At 65.7% G+C, this 13,506-nt stretch carries 13 protein-coding genes; 7 read left to right on the top strand and 6 right to left on the bottom strand.

The genetic code is table 11. The features are described 5' to 3' along the window. Positions 1–93: 93 nt before the first annotated feature. The gene (locus AZC_RS18760) at positions 94–375 is read left to right on the top strand and encodes a BrnT family toxin (protein ID WP_043879594.1); all 282 of its coding nucleotides are present in this window, start codon (positions 94–96) and stop codon (positions 373–375) included. Further along, positions 356–691 carry a BrnA antitoxin family protein gene (locus tag AZC_RS18755; protein ID WP_244421738.1) on the top strand — a complete coding sequence of 112 codons (336 nt, stop codon included), beginning with the start codon at positions 356–358 and terminating at the stop codon, positions 689–691. Before AZC_RS18760 ends, AZC_RS18755 begins: the two co-directional genes overlap by 20 nt. Before the next feature lie 48 nt (positions 692–739). Here AZC_RS18755 and AZC_RS18750 read toward each other — a convergent pair whose 3' ends face one another. After that, complete coding sequence (locus tag AZC_RS18750; protein ID WP_012172162.1) at positions 740–1,198, bottom strand: GatB/YqeY domain-containing protein; 459 nt, start codon at positions 1,196–1,198, stop codon at positions 740–742. A 181-nt stretch (positions 1,199–1,379) separates the two neighbouring features. Here AZC_RS18750 and carA point away from each other — a divergent pair, with 181 nt between their 5' ends. Further along, positions 1,380–2,585: a glutamine-hydrolyzing carbamoyl-phosphate synthase small subunit gene (gene carA, locus AZC_RS18745; RefSeq protein ID WP_012172161.1), complete on the top strand. Its 1,206-nt coding sequence runs from the start codon at positions 1,380–1,382 to the stop codon at positions 2,583–2,585. A gap of 101 nt (positions 2,586–2,686) precedes the next feature. Here carA and AZC_RS18740 read toward each other — a convergent pair whose 3' ends face one another. Then, the gene (locus tag AZC_RS18740; RefSeq protein ID WP_012172160.1) at positions 2,687–3,376 is read right to left on the bottom strand and encodes a GntR family transcriptional regulator; all 690 of its coding nucleotides are present in this window, start codon (positions 3,374–3,376) and stop codon (positions 2,687–2,689) included. 347 nt (positions 3,377–3,723) lie between these two features. On the opposite strand from AZC_RS18740, the gene AZC_RS18735 reads away from it, so the two are divergent. From AZC_RS18735 to oxlT (AZC_RS18720), 4 genes are all read left to right on the top strand, one after another. After that, positions 3,724–4,194, top strand: coding sequence for a CBS domain-containing protein (locus AZC_RS18735; protein ID WP_012172159.1), 471 nt, complete (start codon positions 3,724–3,726; stop codon positions 4,192–4,194). 200 nt (positions 4,195–4,394) lie between these two features. Further along, positions 4,395–5,624, top strand: a complete 1,230-nt coding sequence (frc, locus tag AZC_RS18730; protein WP_012172158.1) for a formyl-CoA transferase — start codon at positions 4,395–4,397, stop codon at positions 5,622–5,624. 251 nt (positions 5,625–5,875) lie between these two features. Further along, the gene (gene oxlT / locus AZC_RS18725; RefSeq protein WP_244421879.1) at positions 5,876–7,105 is read left to right on the top strand and encodes an oxalate/formate MFS antiporter; all 1,230 of its coding nucleotides are present in this window, start codon (positions 5,876–5,878) and stop codon (positions 7,103–7,105) included. A gap of 469 nt (positions 7,106–7,574) precedes the next feature. Beyond that, positions 7,575–8,885, top strand: a complete 1,311-nt coding sequence (oxlT, locus tag AZC_RS18720) for an oxalate/formate MFS antiporter (RefSeq protein ID WP_043879592.1) — start codon at positions 7,575–7,577, stop codon at positions 8,883–8,885. Between the two features lie 95 nt (positions 8,886–8,980). Here the strand turns inward: oxlT (AZC_RS18720) and AZC_RS18715 are convergent, their stop codons facing one another. From AZC_RS18715 to zwf, 4 genes are all read right to left on the bottom strand, one after another. After that, positions 8,981–9,181: a hypothetical protein gene (locus AZC_RS18715; RefSeq protein WP_043879591.1), complete on the bottom strand. Its 201-nt coding sequence runs from the start codon at positions 9,179–9,181 to the stop codon at positions 8,981–8,983. 144 nt (positions 9,182–9,325) lie between these two features. Next, on the bottom strand, positions 9,326–11,008 hold the full coding sequence (gene pgi / locus AZC_RS18710; RefSeq protein ID WP_012172154.1) for a glucose-6-phosphate isomerase: 1,683 nt from the start codon (positions 11,006–11,008) through the stop codon (positions 9,326–9,328). 13 nt (positions 11,009–11,021) lie between these two features. Beyond that, complete coding sequence (gene pgl / locus AZC_RS18705) at positions 11,022–11,747, bottom strand: 6-phosphogluconolactonase (protein WP_012172153.1); 726 nt, start codon at positions 11,745–11,747, stop codon at positions 11,022–11,024. Positions 11,748–11,816: 69 nt separating this feature from the next. Further along, positions 11,817–13,289 carry a glucose-6-phosphate dehydrogenase gene (gene zwf, locus AZC_RS18700; protein ID WP_012172152.1) on the bottom strand — a complete coding sequence of 491 codons (1,473 nt, stop codon included), beginning with the start codon at positions 13,287–13,289 and terminating at the stop codon, positions 11,817–11,819. Positions 13,290–13,506 lie beyond the last annotated feature (217 nt).

Below are 13,506 nucleotides of genomic sequence, written 5' to 3'. Positions count from 1 at the left end.
TGTATATACATCGTGGCATCCGAACAGCCCGTTGGGGCCGGTCACGATGGAGGTTTTGGAATGAGCAGGTAATTCAGCCTCAGGAATTTGCCCATGCCCGAGCTCTGTTTCGAGTGGGACGCGACAAAGAACGAAACCAACATTGCCAAGCACCGCATTTCATTCCCGACCGTCGCACGGGCGATGGTCGAGAAGCCCTATCTGAGCCTGCGCTCCGACCGGGGAGGCGAAGAAAGACATGTCAGCATCATCGAAATCCAAGGCAAGCTCTTCGCCGTCATCCATGTCCAGCGGGGTGAAGCGATCCGCATCATCTCCGCCCGCCGCGCCCGAAAGGACGAAGAGCAGCAATATCGTGCGCTATTCGCCCGATGAGCTGGCCCGGCTTCCGGACGAGACCGACTGGGCCGGCATCGAGGCCATGAGCGAGGCCGAGATCGAAACGGCCGCGCACGCCGACCCCGCTTGGGAAGGTCTGCTCGACCTCGACTGGTCGCAGGCCGAAGTGGTCGTGCCGCCGAAGAAAATCCCCATCTCCATCCGGATTGACGAGGATGTGCTGGCCTTCTTCAAAGCCGGAGGCGAGGGCTACCAGAAGCGCATCAATGCCGTTCTGCGCTCGTTCGTGCAGCAGTCGGATCGCGCGCCCCGAATGGCCGCTTCCCGCGGCAAGAGGGCGGCCAAGACCTAGCCATCCCCGCTGTCCACAGGGGCGGGACACAGCCCGCCCCGAGAGCGCTCAGGCCGCCGTCAAGGCGTCCTTCACCCAGGCGGAGGCCTTGCCGAAGTCGATGGCGCCGGCGTGGCGCTCCTTCAGCACGCCCATGACCCGGCCCATGTCCTTGATGCCCTTGGCCTCGATCTCGGCGACCACGGCGGCGATGGCCGCGCGGGTTTCGTCCTCGGAGAGCTGCTTGGGCATGAAGTCCTGGATGACCTTGATCTCGTCGCGCTCCTGCGCGGCAAGCTCCGGCCGTCCGTTCTCCTCATAGATCTTCGCGCTCTCCTCGCGCTGCTTCACCATCTTGGCGAGCAGGGCGCGCAGGTCGTCGTCGGAGAGCGGGTCCTTGCCCAGGCCCCGGGCGTCGATATCGCGGTCCTTCACAGCGGCATTGATCAGCCGCAGCGTGGACACGCGGCACTTGTCCTGGGCTTTCAGCGCCTCTTTGAGGGCTGTATTGATCTCGTCACGCAGCACGGCGTCCTCTTGAATAACAGCATCCGCGCCGGTGCCGGTGCCCGGCTCCGCTCTGGGCGCAGATCAGGGGTATGAGCGCGGCCCTTGTCACCAGCGGCATCCTCAGGTAGCCGGGCATTCGGCGCACAAATTCGCGCGCATGGCTGGCAACGCCGCGCGCAGTCCCTTATCTAGGCGATCCATGACGCAGGAACAAGACGCACCCGGCTCCGCCGAGGGCTGGACCGAACCGAAGCCGACCGCCCTTCTGGTTCTCGCTGATGGCACCGTGCTGGAAGGCTTCGGCTTCGGCGCGGCCACCGAGGGCGTAGGGGAGGTGTGCTTCAACACCGCCATCACCGGCTATGAGGAGATTCTCACCGATCCCTCCTATGCCGGGCAGATCATCACCTTCACCTTCCCGCACATTGGCAATGTGGGCACGAATGAGGAGGACATCGAGACGGTGTCCGCCGCCGCCGTGTCCGGCGTGCGCGGGGTGGTGGTGCGCGGATCGGTGACCGATCCGTCCAACTACCGGGCCACCCGCCATCTCGACGCCTGGCTGAAGGCGCGGGACATTCCCGCCATCAGCGGCATCGACACCCGCGCGCTCACCGCCCTCATCCGCGAAGGCGGCATGCCGAATGCGGTGCTCGCCCACAATCCGGCCGGCGTGTTCGACATCGAGGCGCTCAAGGCCAAGGCCAAGGAATGGCCGGGCCTCGTCGGCATGGACCTCGTGCCGGGCGTCACCTCGGTCCAGCGCTTCAACTGGGACGAGACCGAGTGGCAGTGGAATGGCGGCTATGGCCACCAGGGCGCGCCCAAGTATCACGTGGTCGCCATCGACTATGGCGTGAAGCGCAACATCCTGCGCCTGCTCGCCACCGCCGGCTGCAAGGTGACCGTGGTTCCCGCCACCACCTCGGCGGCGGATGTGCTGGCGCTCCAGCCGGACGGCGTGTTCCTGTCCAACGGGCCCGGTGATCCGGCGGCGACAGGCGAATATGCGGTGCCGGTGATCCGCGAGCTGATCGCCAAGGAGATCCCCACGTTCGGCATCTGCCTCGGCCACCAGATGATCGGCCTCGCGGTCGGTGGCCGCACCCTGAAGATGCACCAGGGCCACCACGGCGCGAACCATCCGGTGAAGGATCTGACCACCGGCAAGGTGGAGATCACCTCCATGAACCACGGCTTTGCCGTGGATCGCGACAGCCTGCCGGCCAATGCGCAGGAGACCCATGTCTCCCTGTTCGACGGCTCCAACGCCGGCATCGCGCTGGCCGACAAGCCGGTGTTCTCGGTGCAGTATCACCCCGAGGCGAGCCCCGGCCCGCGCGACAGCCACTATCTCTTCACGCGTTTCGTGGAACTGATGGCCAAGCACAAGACCGCCGCCTGAGGCATCCGAAGGTCCGAACATAAGAAAGCGCCCGGCCAGACGGTCCGGGCGCTTTTCTTTTGGGACCTCACTCTGCAGGTTGCCCGCTAGGGCGGCTGGTCTCAGTCGAGGAAGTCGCCGTGGGCTTCCACGTGCTTGGCAAGGCCGAGCGTGTGCTCGCGCACGAGGCGTTCGGCGAGGTCGGCATCGCGCTTCTCGATGGCCTCAACGATCTTTGTGTGGTCGATGATGGAGCGCTGGGCGCGGTGGTCCTGCCCGATGGTCACCTTGCGCACGCCGCGCATGTGCGGGAACAGGTTGTCCGTCGTCTCCACCAGGAGTTCGCTGCCCGAAAGCCGGATGATGAGGCGGTGGAAGGCGAGATTGGCCTCCGAATATTCCGAGACGAAGGCCTCCGGATCGCGGTCGGCGAAGGCGCGGATGTTCTCGCGCAGCAGTTTGATGTCGGCGTCCGTGGCGCGCTGGCAGGCGAGGCGGGCGGCCATGCTCTCGAGCGCCGCCCAGACGGTGATCATCTCCAGCACTTCCCGCTTGGTCTTGCGCACCACGAAGATGCCCCGACGCGGCACCGAGCGCACGAAGCCTTCCTGCTCCAGAAGCGTCATCGCCTCGCGGATCGGGGTGCGGGAGACGCCGAGCTTCTCGGAGAGCTGTCGCTCCTCCAGCCGGATCTCTTCCTCATGGCTGTAGATGTCCATCTCCATGATGGCAGCCTTGAGTGCCTTATAGGCTTTCATCCGGAAGCTCGATTCGGTCTCGATCGGCTTCACGTTGATATCCTGGTAAGTCATCTCGCCCTTGCCTGACCCAGCCGTTGCAAGCCGTTGCGTATGATCGGGCCGGTGCGCAGGCCCGAAGGATCGGGCGGCGCGGCGCTTCCGGCTTTTCGCATACAACATACTCTGTGTCATCTCTGGGCGGCGAGAGCAAGCAAGCTCTGGCCGACAAAATTCCAGAACATCCGGTTGCAGTGCAGCGTAAAAGTCCCGTTCGGGCTGCGGCACTGCTTATTGACATCACGTATTCTGCATACCAGCATGGTTCCAATGAAGGAGGTGTCATCCTCCGACGCGGCCTGCCTCAGGCGCTGCGCTTCCTCCGCGGGCTTCCGCGGCGTTCCAGCTGAATGAGGACTGCCATGATCTCGGTCGACGATATTCTGCGCGAGAAGCGCGACACCCGCATCGTGACGGTGCGGATGAACGAGACCATCGCCACGGCGGCGATGATCATGCGGCGGGAGAACGTCTCCTCCGTGGTGGTGAAGGACGTGTGCCGGACCGAGGGCAATACGGTGGTGGGCGTGTTCTCCGAGCGCGACGTCACCCGCGCCCTGGTGGAGCACGGCGCAAACACGCCGAGCCTGACGGTCGGCGCCTTCCTGAAGCGTCAGGTCATCTCCTGCGCGCTGACGGACAGCATCGTCACCGTGCTGCGGCTGATGGACGAACATCAGGTGCGCCACCTGCCGGTGATGCAGGAGCATGCGCTCGTGGGCGTGATCAGCGCCACCGATCTCATGCGCCATTACTTGCATGAATCCGAGGTCGCGACTTTCGCTGAACAGGCCCACAGCGGCATGAATGTCGCTCTTGCTGCATTGCGGTAGTTCTCGCGCAGTTGCAGCAAGAAAACGGCTGCAAAACATTTGCAGCCGTTCGGGATGAATGGTACGCTCAAATGTACTTGGTATACGGGATACAATAGCGGAGCCAACGAGCTTCAACCCGCGGCTTGGGCGGGCGGTTTCCAGGGTCGGCGGAAGACCGGCATCGGAAAAAAGAGGGCAGGATCCAGGGGTTAGAAGGCATGGCCAAGGCGCTCGAAGGCGTGCGGATTCTCGATATGACGCACGTTCAGTCCGGACCGTCCGCGACGCAGATGCTCGCTTGGATGGGCGCGGACGTCATCAAGATCGAGATGCCGCGCCGGGGCGATATTACCCGGAGCCAGCTGCGCGACCGCTCCAACGTCGACAGCCTGTATTTTGCGATGCTGAACGGCAACAAGCGCAGCGTCACGCTGAACATCAAGTCGCAGCAGGGCCAGGACGCCCTGACGCGCCTCATCGAGCGCTGCGACGTGCTCGTGGAGAATTTCGGCCCCGGCGTGCTCGAGCGGCAGGGCTTCTCCTACGAGCGCATCAGCGCCATCAATCCCCGGATCGTCTACGCCTCGATCAAGGGCTTCGCCGGCACGGACGATCAGGATGCCAAGGCCTATGAGACCATCGCCCAGGCGATGGGCGGGGCCATGAGCACCACCGGCTGGCAGTCCGGCCCGCCCACCGCCTCCAGCGCCCAGGTGGGCGACACGGGCACCGGCATCCACTGTGTGGCGGGCATCCTTGCGGCCCTCTACCAGCGCACGGTCACCGGCCGCGGCCAGCGGGTGGACGTGGCCATGCAGGACTGCGTGATGAACATGCTGCGGGTGAAGCTGCGGGACCAGCAGCGCCTCGCCTCCGGGCCGCTGACCGAATATCCCGGCGCGCCGCGCGGGGATTCGGTGCCGCGGGCCGGCAATGCTTCCGGCGGCGGCCAGCCGGGCGCGGCCCTGCGCTGCGCGCCGGGCGGCGAGAATGACTATTGCTACGTCATCATCCAGCCGCAGGGCTGGGCGCCGCTCATGCGCCTCATCGGCCGCAAGGACCTGATCGAGGATGCGCGCTTCGCCTCCCACGAGGCGCGGGCGGAGCGGCTCGAGGCCTGCTTCGAAGTGATCGAGGCCTGGACGCGCAAGCGCACCAAGTTCGAGGTGATGAAGGCGCTCTCGGCCATTGACGTGCCATGCGGCCCCATCCTCTCCACCAAGGACATCATCGAGGACCGCAGCCTCTACGAGCGCGGCTTCCTCGTGGAAGTGCCCCATCCCGAGCGGGGCAATTACGTGACCGTTGCTTCGCCCATCCAGCTCTCGGACAGTCCGGTAGAGGTGGAAAGGGCGCCCCTGCTTGGCGAGCACACCGAACAGGTGCTCGCCTGGATCGGTTTCGGTGCCGACGATATCGCCAACATGCGGGCCTCCGGGGCCGCGTGAATCGTCGGGATCGAAAGAAGGAGCCGGATCCGGCCGGGCCAGAAAGAGCCCGTCCGGCATCTGCGTGATCAGGAAAGGACAAGTTCTACGCGTTCGCAACAGCCGCCCAAAGAGGGACAGAGGGTCGGGCGGTCCTCATATCAATAGAAGAAAAATCATCTTCATCAGGGGTAGGAAACATGGTCGCTCAAGCTGGGAGCAGCCCCGCGCCGTCTACGCGCTGGCTGCAGTTGGTGGCCGGCATCGTCTGCATGGTCGCGGCTGCCAACATTCAATATTCTTGGACACTCTTCGTTCCGGAGATCCAGAACGCCCACGGCTGGACGCGTGCGTCCATTCAGGTGGCCTTCACCATCTTCGTCGTGGTGCAGACTTGGCTGACGCCGATCGAGGGCTACTTCATCGACAAGTACGGCCCGCGCGCCGTGGTGTTCGTGGGTGGTCTCTTCACCGGCCTGTCCTGGATCGTCAACTCCTATGCCACCACGCTGACGGGCTTCTACGTGGGCGCGGTCATCGGCGGCATCGGCGTCGGCTGCGTGTATGCCACCTGCGTCAACAGCGCGCTGAAGTGGTTCCCGGACAAGCGCGGTCTTGCGGTCGGTCTCACCGCGGCGGGCTACGGCTCGGGCACGGTTCTGACGATCATGCCGATCGCCAACATGCTCAAGACCTCCGGCTATCAGGACACCTTCTTCCTGTTCGGCCTCATCCAGGGCGCCATCATCCTTCTCGCGGCGGGCTTCCTGCGGCAGCCGGGCTCCGGTGAAGTGGTGTATTCGGCGAGCGTCGCCCAGTCCCGGCGTGACTACACGCTCGGCGAAGCGCTGCGCACTCCGGTCTTCTACGTCATGCTCGGCATGTTCATCTGCACCGTTACCGGCGGTCTGATGGCTGTGGCGCAGCTCGGCGTCATCGCGGAAGACCTCGGTGTGAAGAAGGTGGAAGTGAACCTCTACTTCTTCGCCATGGCCGCCCTGCCGTTCGCGCTGATGCTGGACCGTATCCTCAACGGTATTTCGCGTCCGCTGTTCGGCTGGATCTCCGACCATATCGGCCGTGAGAAGACCATGTTCTTTGCTTTCGCCATGGAAGGCATCGGCATCGTCGCCCTCGGCACGTTCGGTCACAATCCCTGGGCCTTCATCATCCTGTCCGGCGTGGTCTTCCTCGCCTGGGGTGAAGTCTACTCTCTGTTCAGTGCAACCGCGGCCGATACGTTCGGTTCCAAGCATGTGGGCAAGATCTACGGCGTTCTTTACTGCGCCAAGGGTGTTGCGGCTCTGCTTGTTCCCGTGGCGAACCTGATCATGGAAGCATCGGGCAGCTGGGCGACGGTTCTTTACATCGTCGCGGCCATGGATCTGACCGCTGCCTTTGCCGCGCTTTTCGTTCTGCGTCCGATGCTGGCGCGCCATCACCGGCAGAACGAAGCGGCGGCCCAAGCCCTGCGCGAGCGCGACGGTATCGTCCGCGCTTGAACAAAGAGCCCTCTGTCGCCCTCGGGCGACCCCTCGCGGCCCCGGCTTTGCCGGGGCCTTTTTTTTTTGTTTTCGCGCGCGATCCGGGCGCTGTTGCCCGCCGCTGCGCAGCGCAATAGTCTCGTGCAGGCGGGAGATTTTGAGTAAATTGGCGTATTCGTAAATACATATGTCCAGGCGGAATTTTCCAATCGACATCATGAGATGTAGTTTCGATTATATCCACGTCTGCATGTGAAATTCACCTTCCGCAAAATCTGCCTTGTTCGGCGAAAATCATTGATAAATCAAGCGGATGTAGCTGTTACATTACAGTAATTAGCATGCAAGACGAACCTTCTTCATGGGATCACAGTGACGGTACGCAAGCCGACCCGACGCCAAGCGGGCACGGCCTAGAAGAACGGCGACCGTCACGGGCCTTCATCGACCAGTCTTCGATGACACCAACGTGTGGGAAGGGAAGGAAATGTCGTCAGTCCAAACCGCAAGCCAGGGGCCCGTCGGAGGGCGTTGGCTGCAGCTGCTCATCGGCGTGGTCTGCATGTCGATGATCGCCAACCTGCAATATGGCTGGACGCTCTTCGTCGAGCCGATCAATGACAAGTATCACTGGGGTCGTCCGGCGATTCAGGTGGCGTTCACCATCTTCGTGCTCACCGAGACCTGGCTGGTCCCGATCGAGGGCTGGTTCGTCGACAAGTTCGGTCCTCGCATCGTCGTCTTCATCGGCGGCATCCTGTGCGCCGCCGCCTGGGCCATGAACTCGGTCGCGAGCTCTCTGGCGCTCCTCTACGTCTCCGCGGCCATCGGCGGCATCGGCGCCGGCGCGGTGTACGGCACCTGCGTGGGTGCGGCGCTCAAGTGGTTCCCGGATCGTCGCGGTCTCGCCGCCGGCCTCACCGCCGCGGGCTTCGGTGCCGGCTCGGCCATCACTATCGTCCCCATCGCGGACATGATCCACAATGCGGGCTATGAGCAGACCTTCCTCGTGTTCGGCCTGCTGCAGGGCGGCGTGGTGCTGCTGCTCTCGCTGCTGCTCCAGAGCCCGAAGGAAGGCCAACTGCCGAAGACGGTCTCCAAGGGGATCGTGCAGAGCCGCCGCAACTACGGCCCCGGCGAGATGGCCAAGGCTCCGGTGTTCTGGGTCATGTACCTGATGTTCGTGCTGGTGGCCGCGGGCGGCCTGATGGCCACGGCGCAGCTCGGCTCCATCGCCAAGGACTTCCACATCGGCGATGTGCCGGTGAGCCTGATGGGCATCACCATGCCGGCGCTGACCTTCGCGCTGTCCATCGACCGCGTGCTGAACGGCCTCACCCGCCCGTTCTTCGGCTGGGTGTCGGATAACATCGGCCGCGAGAACACCATGTTCATCGCCTTCGCCCTCGAGGCGGTCGGCGTTCTGGCCCTCGCCAAGTTCGGCTCCAACCCGGTGGCCTTCGTTCTGCTCACCGGCCTCGTCTTCTTCGCCTGGGGCGAGATCTACTCGCTCTTCCCGGCCACCTGCGGCGATACCTTCGGCTCGAAGTTCGCCACCACCAATGCCGGCCTGCTCTACACGGCCAAGGGCACGGCCTCGCTGGTGGTCCCCTTCGCCAGCATCGCCGTGGCGCAGATGGGCAACTGGGACATGGTGTTCCTCGTCACCGCGGCGGTGAACGCCATTGCGGCCCTGATGGCGCTGTTCGTTCTGAAGCCCATGCGCTCCCGCTTCGTGGCCCAGGCCAAGATCGAATCGGAAGAGATCGGCAAGGTTCAGGCGAAGATCGCCAACTGATGACGAGAGGCGGGGCCGAGCCCCGCCGGACATCGAGACTGCGGTCCCCGGTCCGTCCGGGGGCCGTTTTCATTTGGGAAAGGGAAAACGTCGTCTCAGAGCGCGCGGGGGAAGGATGCCCAGGCGGGCTCGTGCTCTTCGTCCTTGCGGCCGCCGAAGCTGGCGCGCGGGGCGGTATCGGTCAGCGTGGCAGCCGGCGCGCCGGCGAGCGCGGGAGCCTGCACAGGAACGGCCGACCGCAGCATCGCGCCGAGGGTGCCAAGGAGACGCGAGAGGGTGGATTCGTTCGTGGTCATGTCTGCCTCCAGGTGCGGGCCCTTCCCGCACCGTCTGCCGGCCGCCACGTCGGCGGCCGTCGTTCACGGAAGACATACTGACCCAGTTTCAGGATCCGTGGTATACAAAATAACGCAGGACGCTCCCGCGTTTGCGCATACCAATTACTTTGCGTCAGCGGCAAGATTTCGCAGGTGCGAAAGAGTGCCGCGCGTCGATCCGGACGTTCCGGGAGGCACGGCGCCCTCTGTCACGGCGGGCAGGAAGTCCGTCGCCAGCTCCTTGCCGAGTTCCACACCCCATTGATCGAAGGCGTCTATGCCCCACACTGCGGCCTCTATGAAGACGCGGTGCTCATAGAGCGCGATGAGGCGACCCAGGGTGAAGGGGTCGAGGAGCGTATAAGCGAGGGTGAGGGACGGCCGGCTGCCGGAGAAAACACGGTGCGGTGCAATACGTTGTGCCTCCGCCTCACCCATGCCCTTGGCGCGGAGCTGCGCGGTTGCCGCCTCCAGCGAGCGACCCCTCAGCAGGGCTTCCGACTGGGCAAGGCAGTTGGCGATCAGCAGATCGTGCTGGTGGCGCAGCTTCGGCTCGTGGCCCTGAGCGGCAATCAGGAACTCCACCGGGATGATGTCCGTGCCCTGGTGGATGAGCTGGAAGAAGGCGTGCTGGGAATTGGTGCCCGGCTCGCCCCAGACCACAGGCCCCGTGGGTCGCGCCACCGGCGTGCCGTCGAGGGTCACCGACTTGCCGTTGCTCTCCATGTCGAGCTGCTGGAGATAGGCGGGCAGGCGGGCGAGGCGCTGGTCATAGGGAATGACGGCGCGGGTCGGATAGCCGCACACGTTCCGGTGCCACAGGCCGACAGCGGCCAGCAGGGCAGGGAGATTCTCCTCCAGCGGCGCATTGCGGAAGTGCTCGTCGATGGCCGCGCCGCCGGCGAGGAAATCCGCGAACAGGGCCGGGCCGATGGCGACCATGAGCGGGAGCCCCACCGCCGACCACACCGAATAGCGCCCGCCCACCCAATCCCAGAAGCCAAAGGCGCGGGCGGTGTCGATGCCGAAGGCGGCCACCTTGTCGAGGGCGGTGGAGACGGCGGCAAAATGCGCGCCCACCGCCGCCTCGCCCTGCGCATCGGCGATCCAGGCCCGCGCCGTGCGGGCGTTGGTCATGGTCTCGATGGTGGTGAAGGTCTTGGAGGCGATGATGATGAGCGTGGTGGCGGGATTGAGCGGCTTCAGCACGTCATGGATGTGCGCGCCGTCGACGTTCGAGACGAAGTGCAGGCGCGGGCCATCGTGATAGGGGGCGAGCGCCAGCGTCGCCATCACCGGGCCGAGGTCGGAGCCGCCGATGCCGATATTGACCACGTCCGTGAAGGCCTGGCCGCGGGCCCCGGCGATGGTGCCCTTGCGCACGCCCTCGGCGAAGGCGGCGAGGCGGCCCAGCGTCTCGCGGATTTCCGGCTTCACATCCTGCCCGTCCACCAGCAGCGGCGCGGCGGTGGTGTCGCGCAGCGCCGTGTGGAGCACGGCCCGGTCCTCGGTGATGTTGATGTGGGCGCCGGCGAACATGGCGTCCCGCCGCGCCTCCACGCCAGCCGCGCGCATGAGTGCGTAGAGGCCAGCCAGCGCCTCCTCGGTCAGCGAGGTCTTGGAGGCATCGAGCAGCAGGTCGCCGAGGCTGAGCGAGAAATGCTCGAAGCGGTTCGGCGCGTCGAAAAGCCGGGCGATGGGGGTATCGCTCGTCGCGGCGCGCAGGGCGGCGAGGCGCTCCCAGGCCGCGGAGACCGCCTCGGCACGCGCCTGCGGGTCCGCGATCTCGGTGGTCACGTCGGTCATGGAAGGATCTCCGTCAGGGGCACCACAGCACGTCGAGCGGGCGTGGGCTGTGCAGCAGGATGGCGCGGATCGGACGCTCCATGGGGTCGCCGGGTTCCCGCGCCGCATCGAGCACGGCTTTCTTGCCGGCCCCCTCGATGTGCAGGAACAGGGCGTCCGCGCCGATCAGCGGGCCGATGGTGAAGGTGATGCGCGGCTCCCCCGCCGCCGGCGCGCGGGCGGTGATGAGCTTGGCATCGGTGCGCGGATCGATAGCGGTGGCCAGCGTGTCCGCGCCGGGAAAGAAGGAGGCGGTGTGGGCGTCGTCGCCCATGCCCAGCACCACGGCGGCGAAGGGCTGGGGGAGATCGGCGATGGCCGCATGGGCGGCGGTGAGCCCCTCCTCAGGGGTGGGGGCCCCGGTATAGAGCGGCACAAAGCGGGCGGCGGTGGCGGGGCCACGCAGCAAGTGGGCGCGCACGAGAGCGGCGTTGGAGCGGTCCGAAGTCTCAGGCACCCAGCGCTCGTCCACCAGCGTCACGCTCACCTTCGCCCAGTCGAGCGGAGCGCCGGAGAGCGTCTCGAAGAAGAGGGTGGGCGTGCGCCCGCCGGAGACGGCGAGCGCGGCGCGGCCATCGGTGGCGAGGCGCCGGCGTAGGGCCTCGGCCACGTGGGCTGCGAGGGCGCGGGCGAGCGCCGCGCGATCCTCATAGGCCGTGAAGGCGACGGGCAGCAGCTCGCCCGGTGCGGTTTCGGTCATGGCGGGCTCCAGTGCGGGGCCGGAAGGGCAGGGCGGTCCCCGGCCGGAGCCGGGGTCACGCGGCAGGCGTCAGTCGTCCATCCAGGTGCGGCCGTCGCGCTCGATCAGCGCGATGGAGGCGGAGGGCCCCCAGGTGCCGGCCGTATAGGGCTTGGGCGGCTCGTGGGAATTGCGCCAGGCCTCAAGGATCGGATCGATCCATTTCCACGCCGCTTCCACTTCGTCGCGGCGCATGAACAGGGTCTGGTTGCCGCGCACCACATCCATCAGCAGCCGCTCGTAGGCGTCCGGATTGCGCACGCCGAAGGCCTCGGCGAAGCTCATGTCGAGCGGCACGTGCTGGAGGCGCATGCCGCCCGGGCCGGGATCCTTGATCATCAGCCACAGCTTCACGCCCTCGTCCGGCTGGAGGCGGATGACGAGGCGGTTCGCCATGATCGGCCCCGCCTGCCCGTCGAAGACGGAATGCGGAATGGGCCGGAAGGCAACGACGATTTCCGAGACGCGGGAGGGCAGGCGCTTGCCGGTGCGCAGATAGAAGGGCACGCCGGCCCAGCGCCAGTTGGCGATTTCCGCGCGCAGGGCGACGAAGGTCTCGGTGTCGCTCTCGGGCGATCCGAGTTCTTCGAGATAGCCCGGCACCGCTCCACCGGCCGAGGCGCCGGAGCGATACTGGCCGCGCACGGTGAGATGCGGGGCGCTGCGCTCGTCGATGGGCACGAGGGCCTTCAGCACCTTCAGCTTCTCGTCGCGCACCGCGTCCGCATCCATGGAGACGGGCGGCTCCATGGCCACAAGGCAGAGCAGCTGGAGGATGTGGTTCTGCACCATGTCGCGCAGGGCGCCGGCGGTGTCGTAATAGCCCGCGCGTCCGGCGGTGCCGATGCTCTCGGCTACCGTGATCTGCACATGGTCGATATGGGCGTTGTTCCACACCGGCTCGAACAGGGCATTGGCGAAGCGCAGCGCCATCAGGTTCTGCACCGTCTCCTTGCCGAGATAGTGGTCGATGCGGAAGATCGAGTCTTCCGGGAAGACCCGGCCCACCGCCTCATTGACCTTGCGGGCCGAGGCGAGATTCTTGCCCACCGGCTTTTCCACCACCACGCGGCTCTGGGGCGTGACGAGGCCATGGGCGCCGATGCGGCTGCAGATGTCGTCGAAGAGGTCCGGCCCCACCGCGAGATAGAACACGCGCACCCGGTCGCCGCCTTCGGAGAGGCGCGCCTTCAGGTCGGTCCAGCCTTCGTCGGAGACCGCATCTACCGCCACGTAGTCCACGCGGTCGAGGAAGCGGGCGAGGCGCTGGGCCTCGATGGTGTCGATGCCGTCGCGATCCTCCACCGAATCGCGGGCCAGTTCCTGGAACTCGCCCCGCGACATGGGACGACGGGAGACGCCGATGATGCGCGCGTCGGGCGGGATCTGCCCGGCGAGGTCGCGCTCATAGAGGGCCGGCAGCAGCTTGCGTTTCGCCAGATCCCCAGTGGCGCCGAACACCACGATGTCAAACGGATCCACGGTTATGACGCGAGCAACCATCTCAACTCTCCAGACCCGGCCCAAGGCCGAACACCGTCGTCAAAGGACCCTTCTAGCAAATCCTTCGCGTCGATGATGCGACCATCGGGCGGGAACGTTAAGGCCGCGGTGAAGTTCCACGCCGGCTCCAGAGGATGGCTGACCATCTGCCCCCGTGCGCCGTACAACGCAAAACACCCGCGCGGCAGCGGCCACGCGGGTGTCTGGCTCAACTCGA

This window comes from Azorhizobium caulinodans ORS 571 (assembly GCF_000010525.1).
GTDB lineage: Bacteria > Pseudomonadota > Alphaproteobacteria > Rhizobiales > Xanthobacteraceae > Azorhizobium > Azorhizobium caulinodans.
The sequence above is the reverse complement of the archived record's forward strand: the minus strand, read 5'-3'. Positions and strand labels throughout refer to the sequence as shown.

Bases quoted from the DNA above. Each gene is read 5' to 3' on its own strand.
- zwf (WP_012172152.1), bottom strand. From the start codon at position 13,289: ATGGTTGCTCGCGTCATAACCGTGGATCCGTTTGACATCGTGGTGTTC.
- AZC_RS18740 (WP_012172160.1), bottom strand. From the start codon at position 3,376: ATGACTTACCAGGATATCAACGTGAAGCCGATCGAGACCGAATCGAGC.
- AZC_RS18715 (WP_043879591.1), bottom strand. From the start codon at position 9,181: ATGACCACGAACGAATCCACCCTCTCGCGTCTCCTTGGCACCCTCGGC.
- pgi (WP_012172154.1), bottom strand. From the start codon at position 11,008: ATGACCGACGTGACCACCGAGATCGCGGACCCGCAGGCGCGTGCCGAG.
- pgl (WP_012172153.1), bottom strand. From the start codon at position 11,747: ATGACCGAAACCGCACCGGGCGAGCTGCTGCCCGTCGCCTTCACGGCC.
- frc (WP_012172158.1), top strand. From the start codon at position 4,395: ATGGCCAAGGCGCTCGAAGGCGTGCGGATTCTCGATATGACGCACGTT.
- AZC_RS18760 (WP_043879594.1), top strand. From the start codon at position 94: ATGCCCGAGCTCTGTTTCGAGTGGGACGCGACAAAGAACGAAACCAAC.
- carA (WP_012172161.1), top strand. From the start codon at position 1,380: ATGACGCAGGAACAAGACGCACCCGGCTCCGCCGAGGGCTGGACCGAA.
- oxlT (WP_043879592.1), top strand. From the start codon at position 7,575: ATGTCGTCAGTCCAAACCGCAAGCCAGGGGCCCGTCGGAGGGCGTTGG.
- AZC_RS18735 (WP_012172159.1), top strand. From the start codon at position 3,724: ATGATCTCGGTCGACGATATTCTGCGCGAGAAGCGCGACACCCGCATC.
- oxlT (WP_244421879.1), top strand. From the start codon at position 5,876: ATGGTCGCGGCTGCCAACATTCAATATTCTTGGACACTCTTCGTTCCG.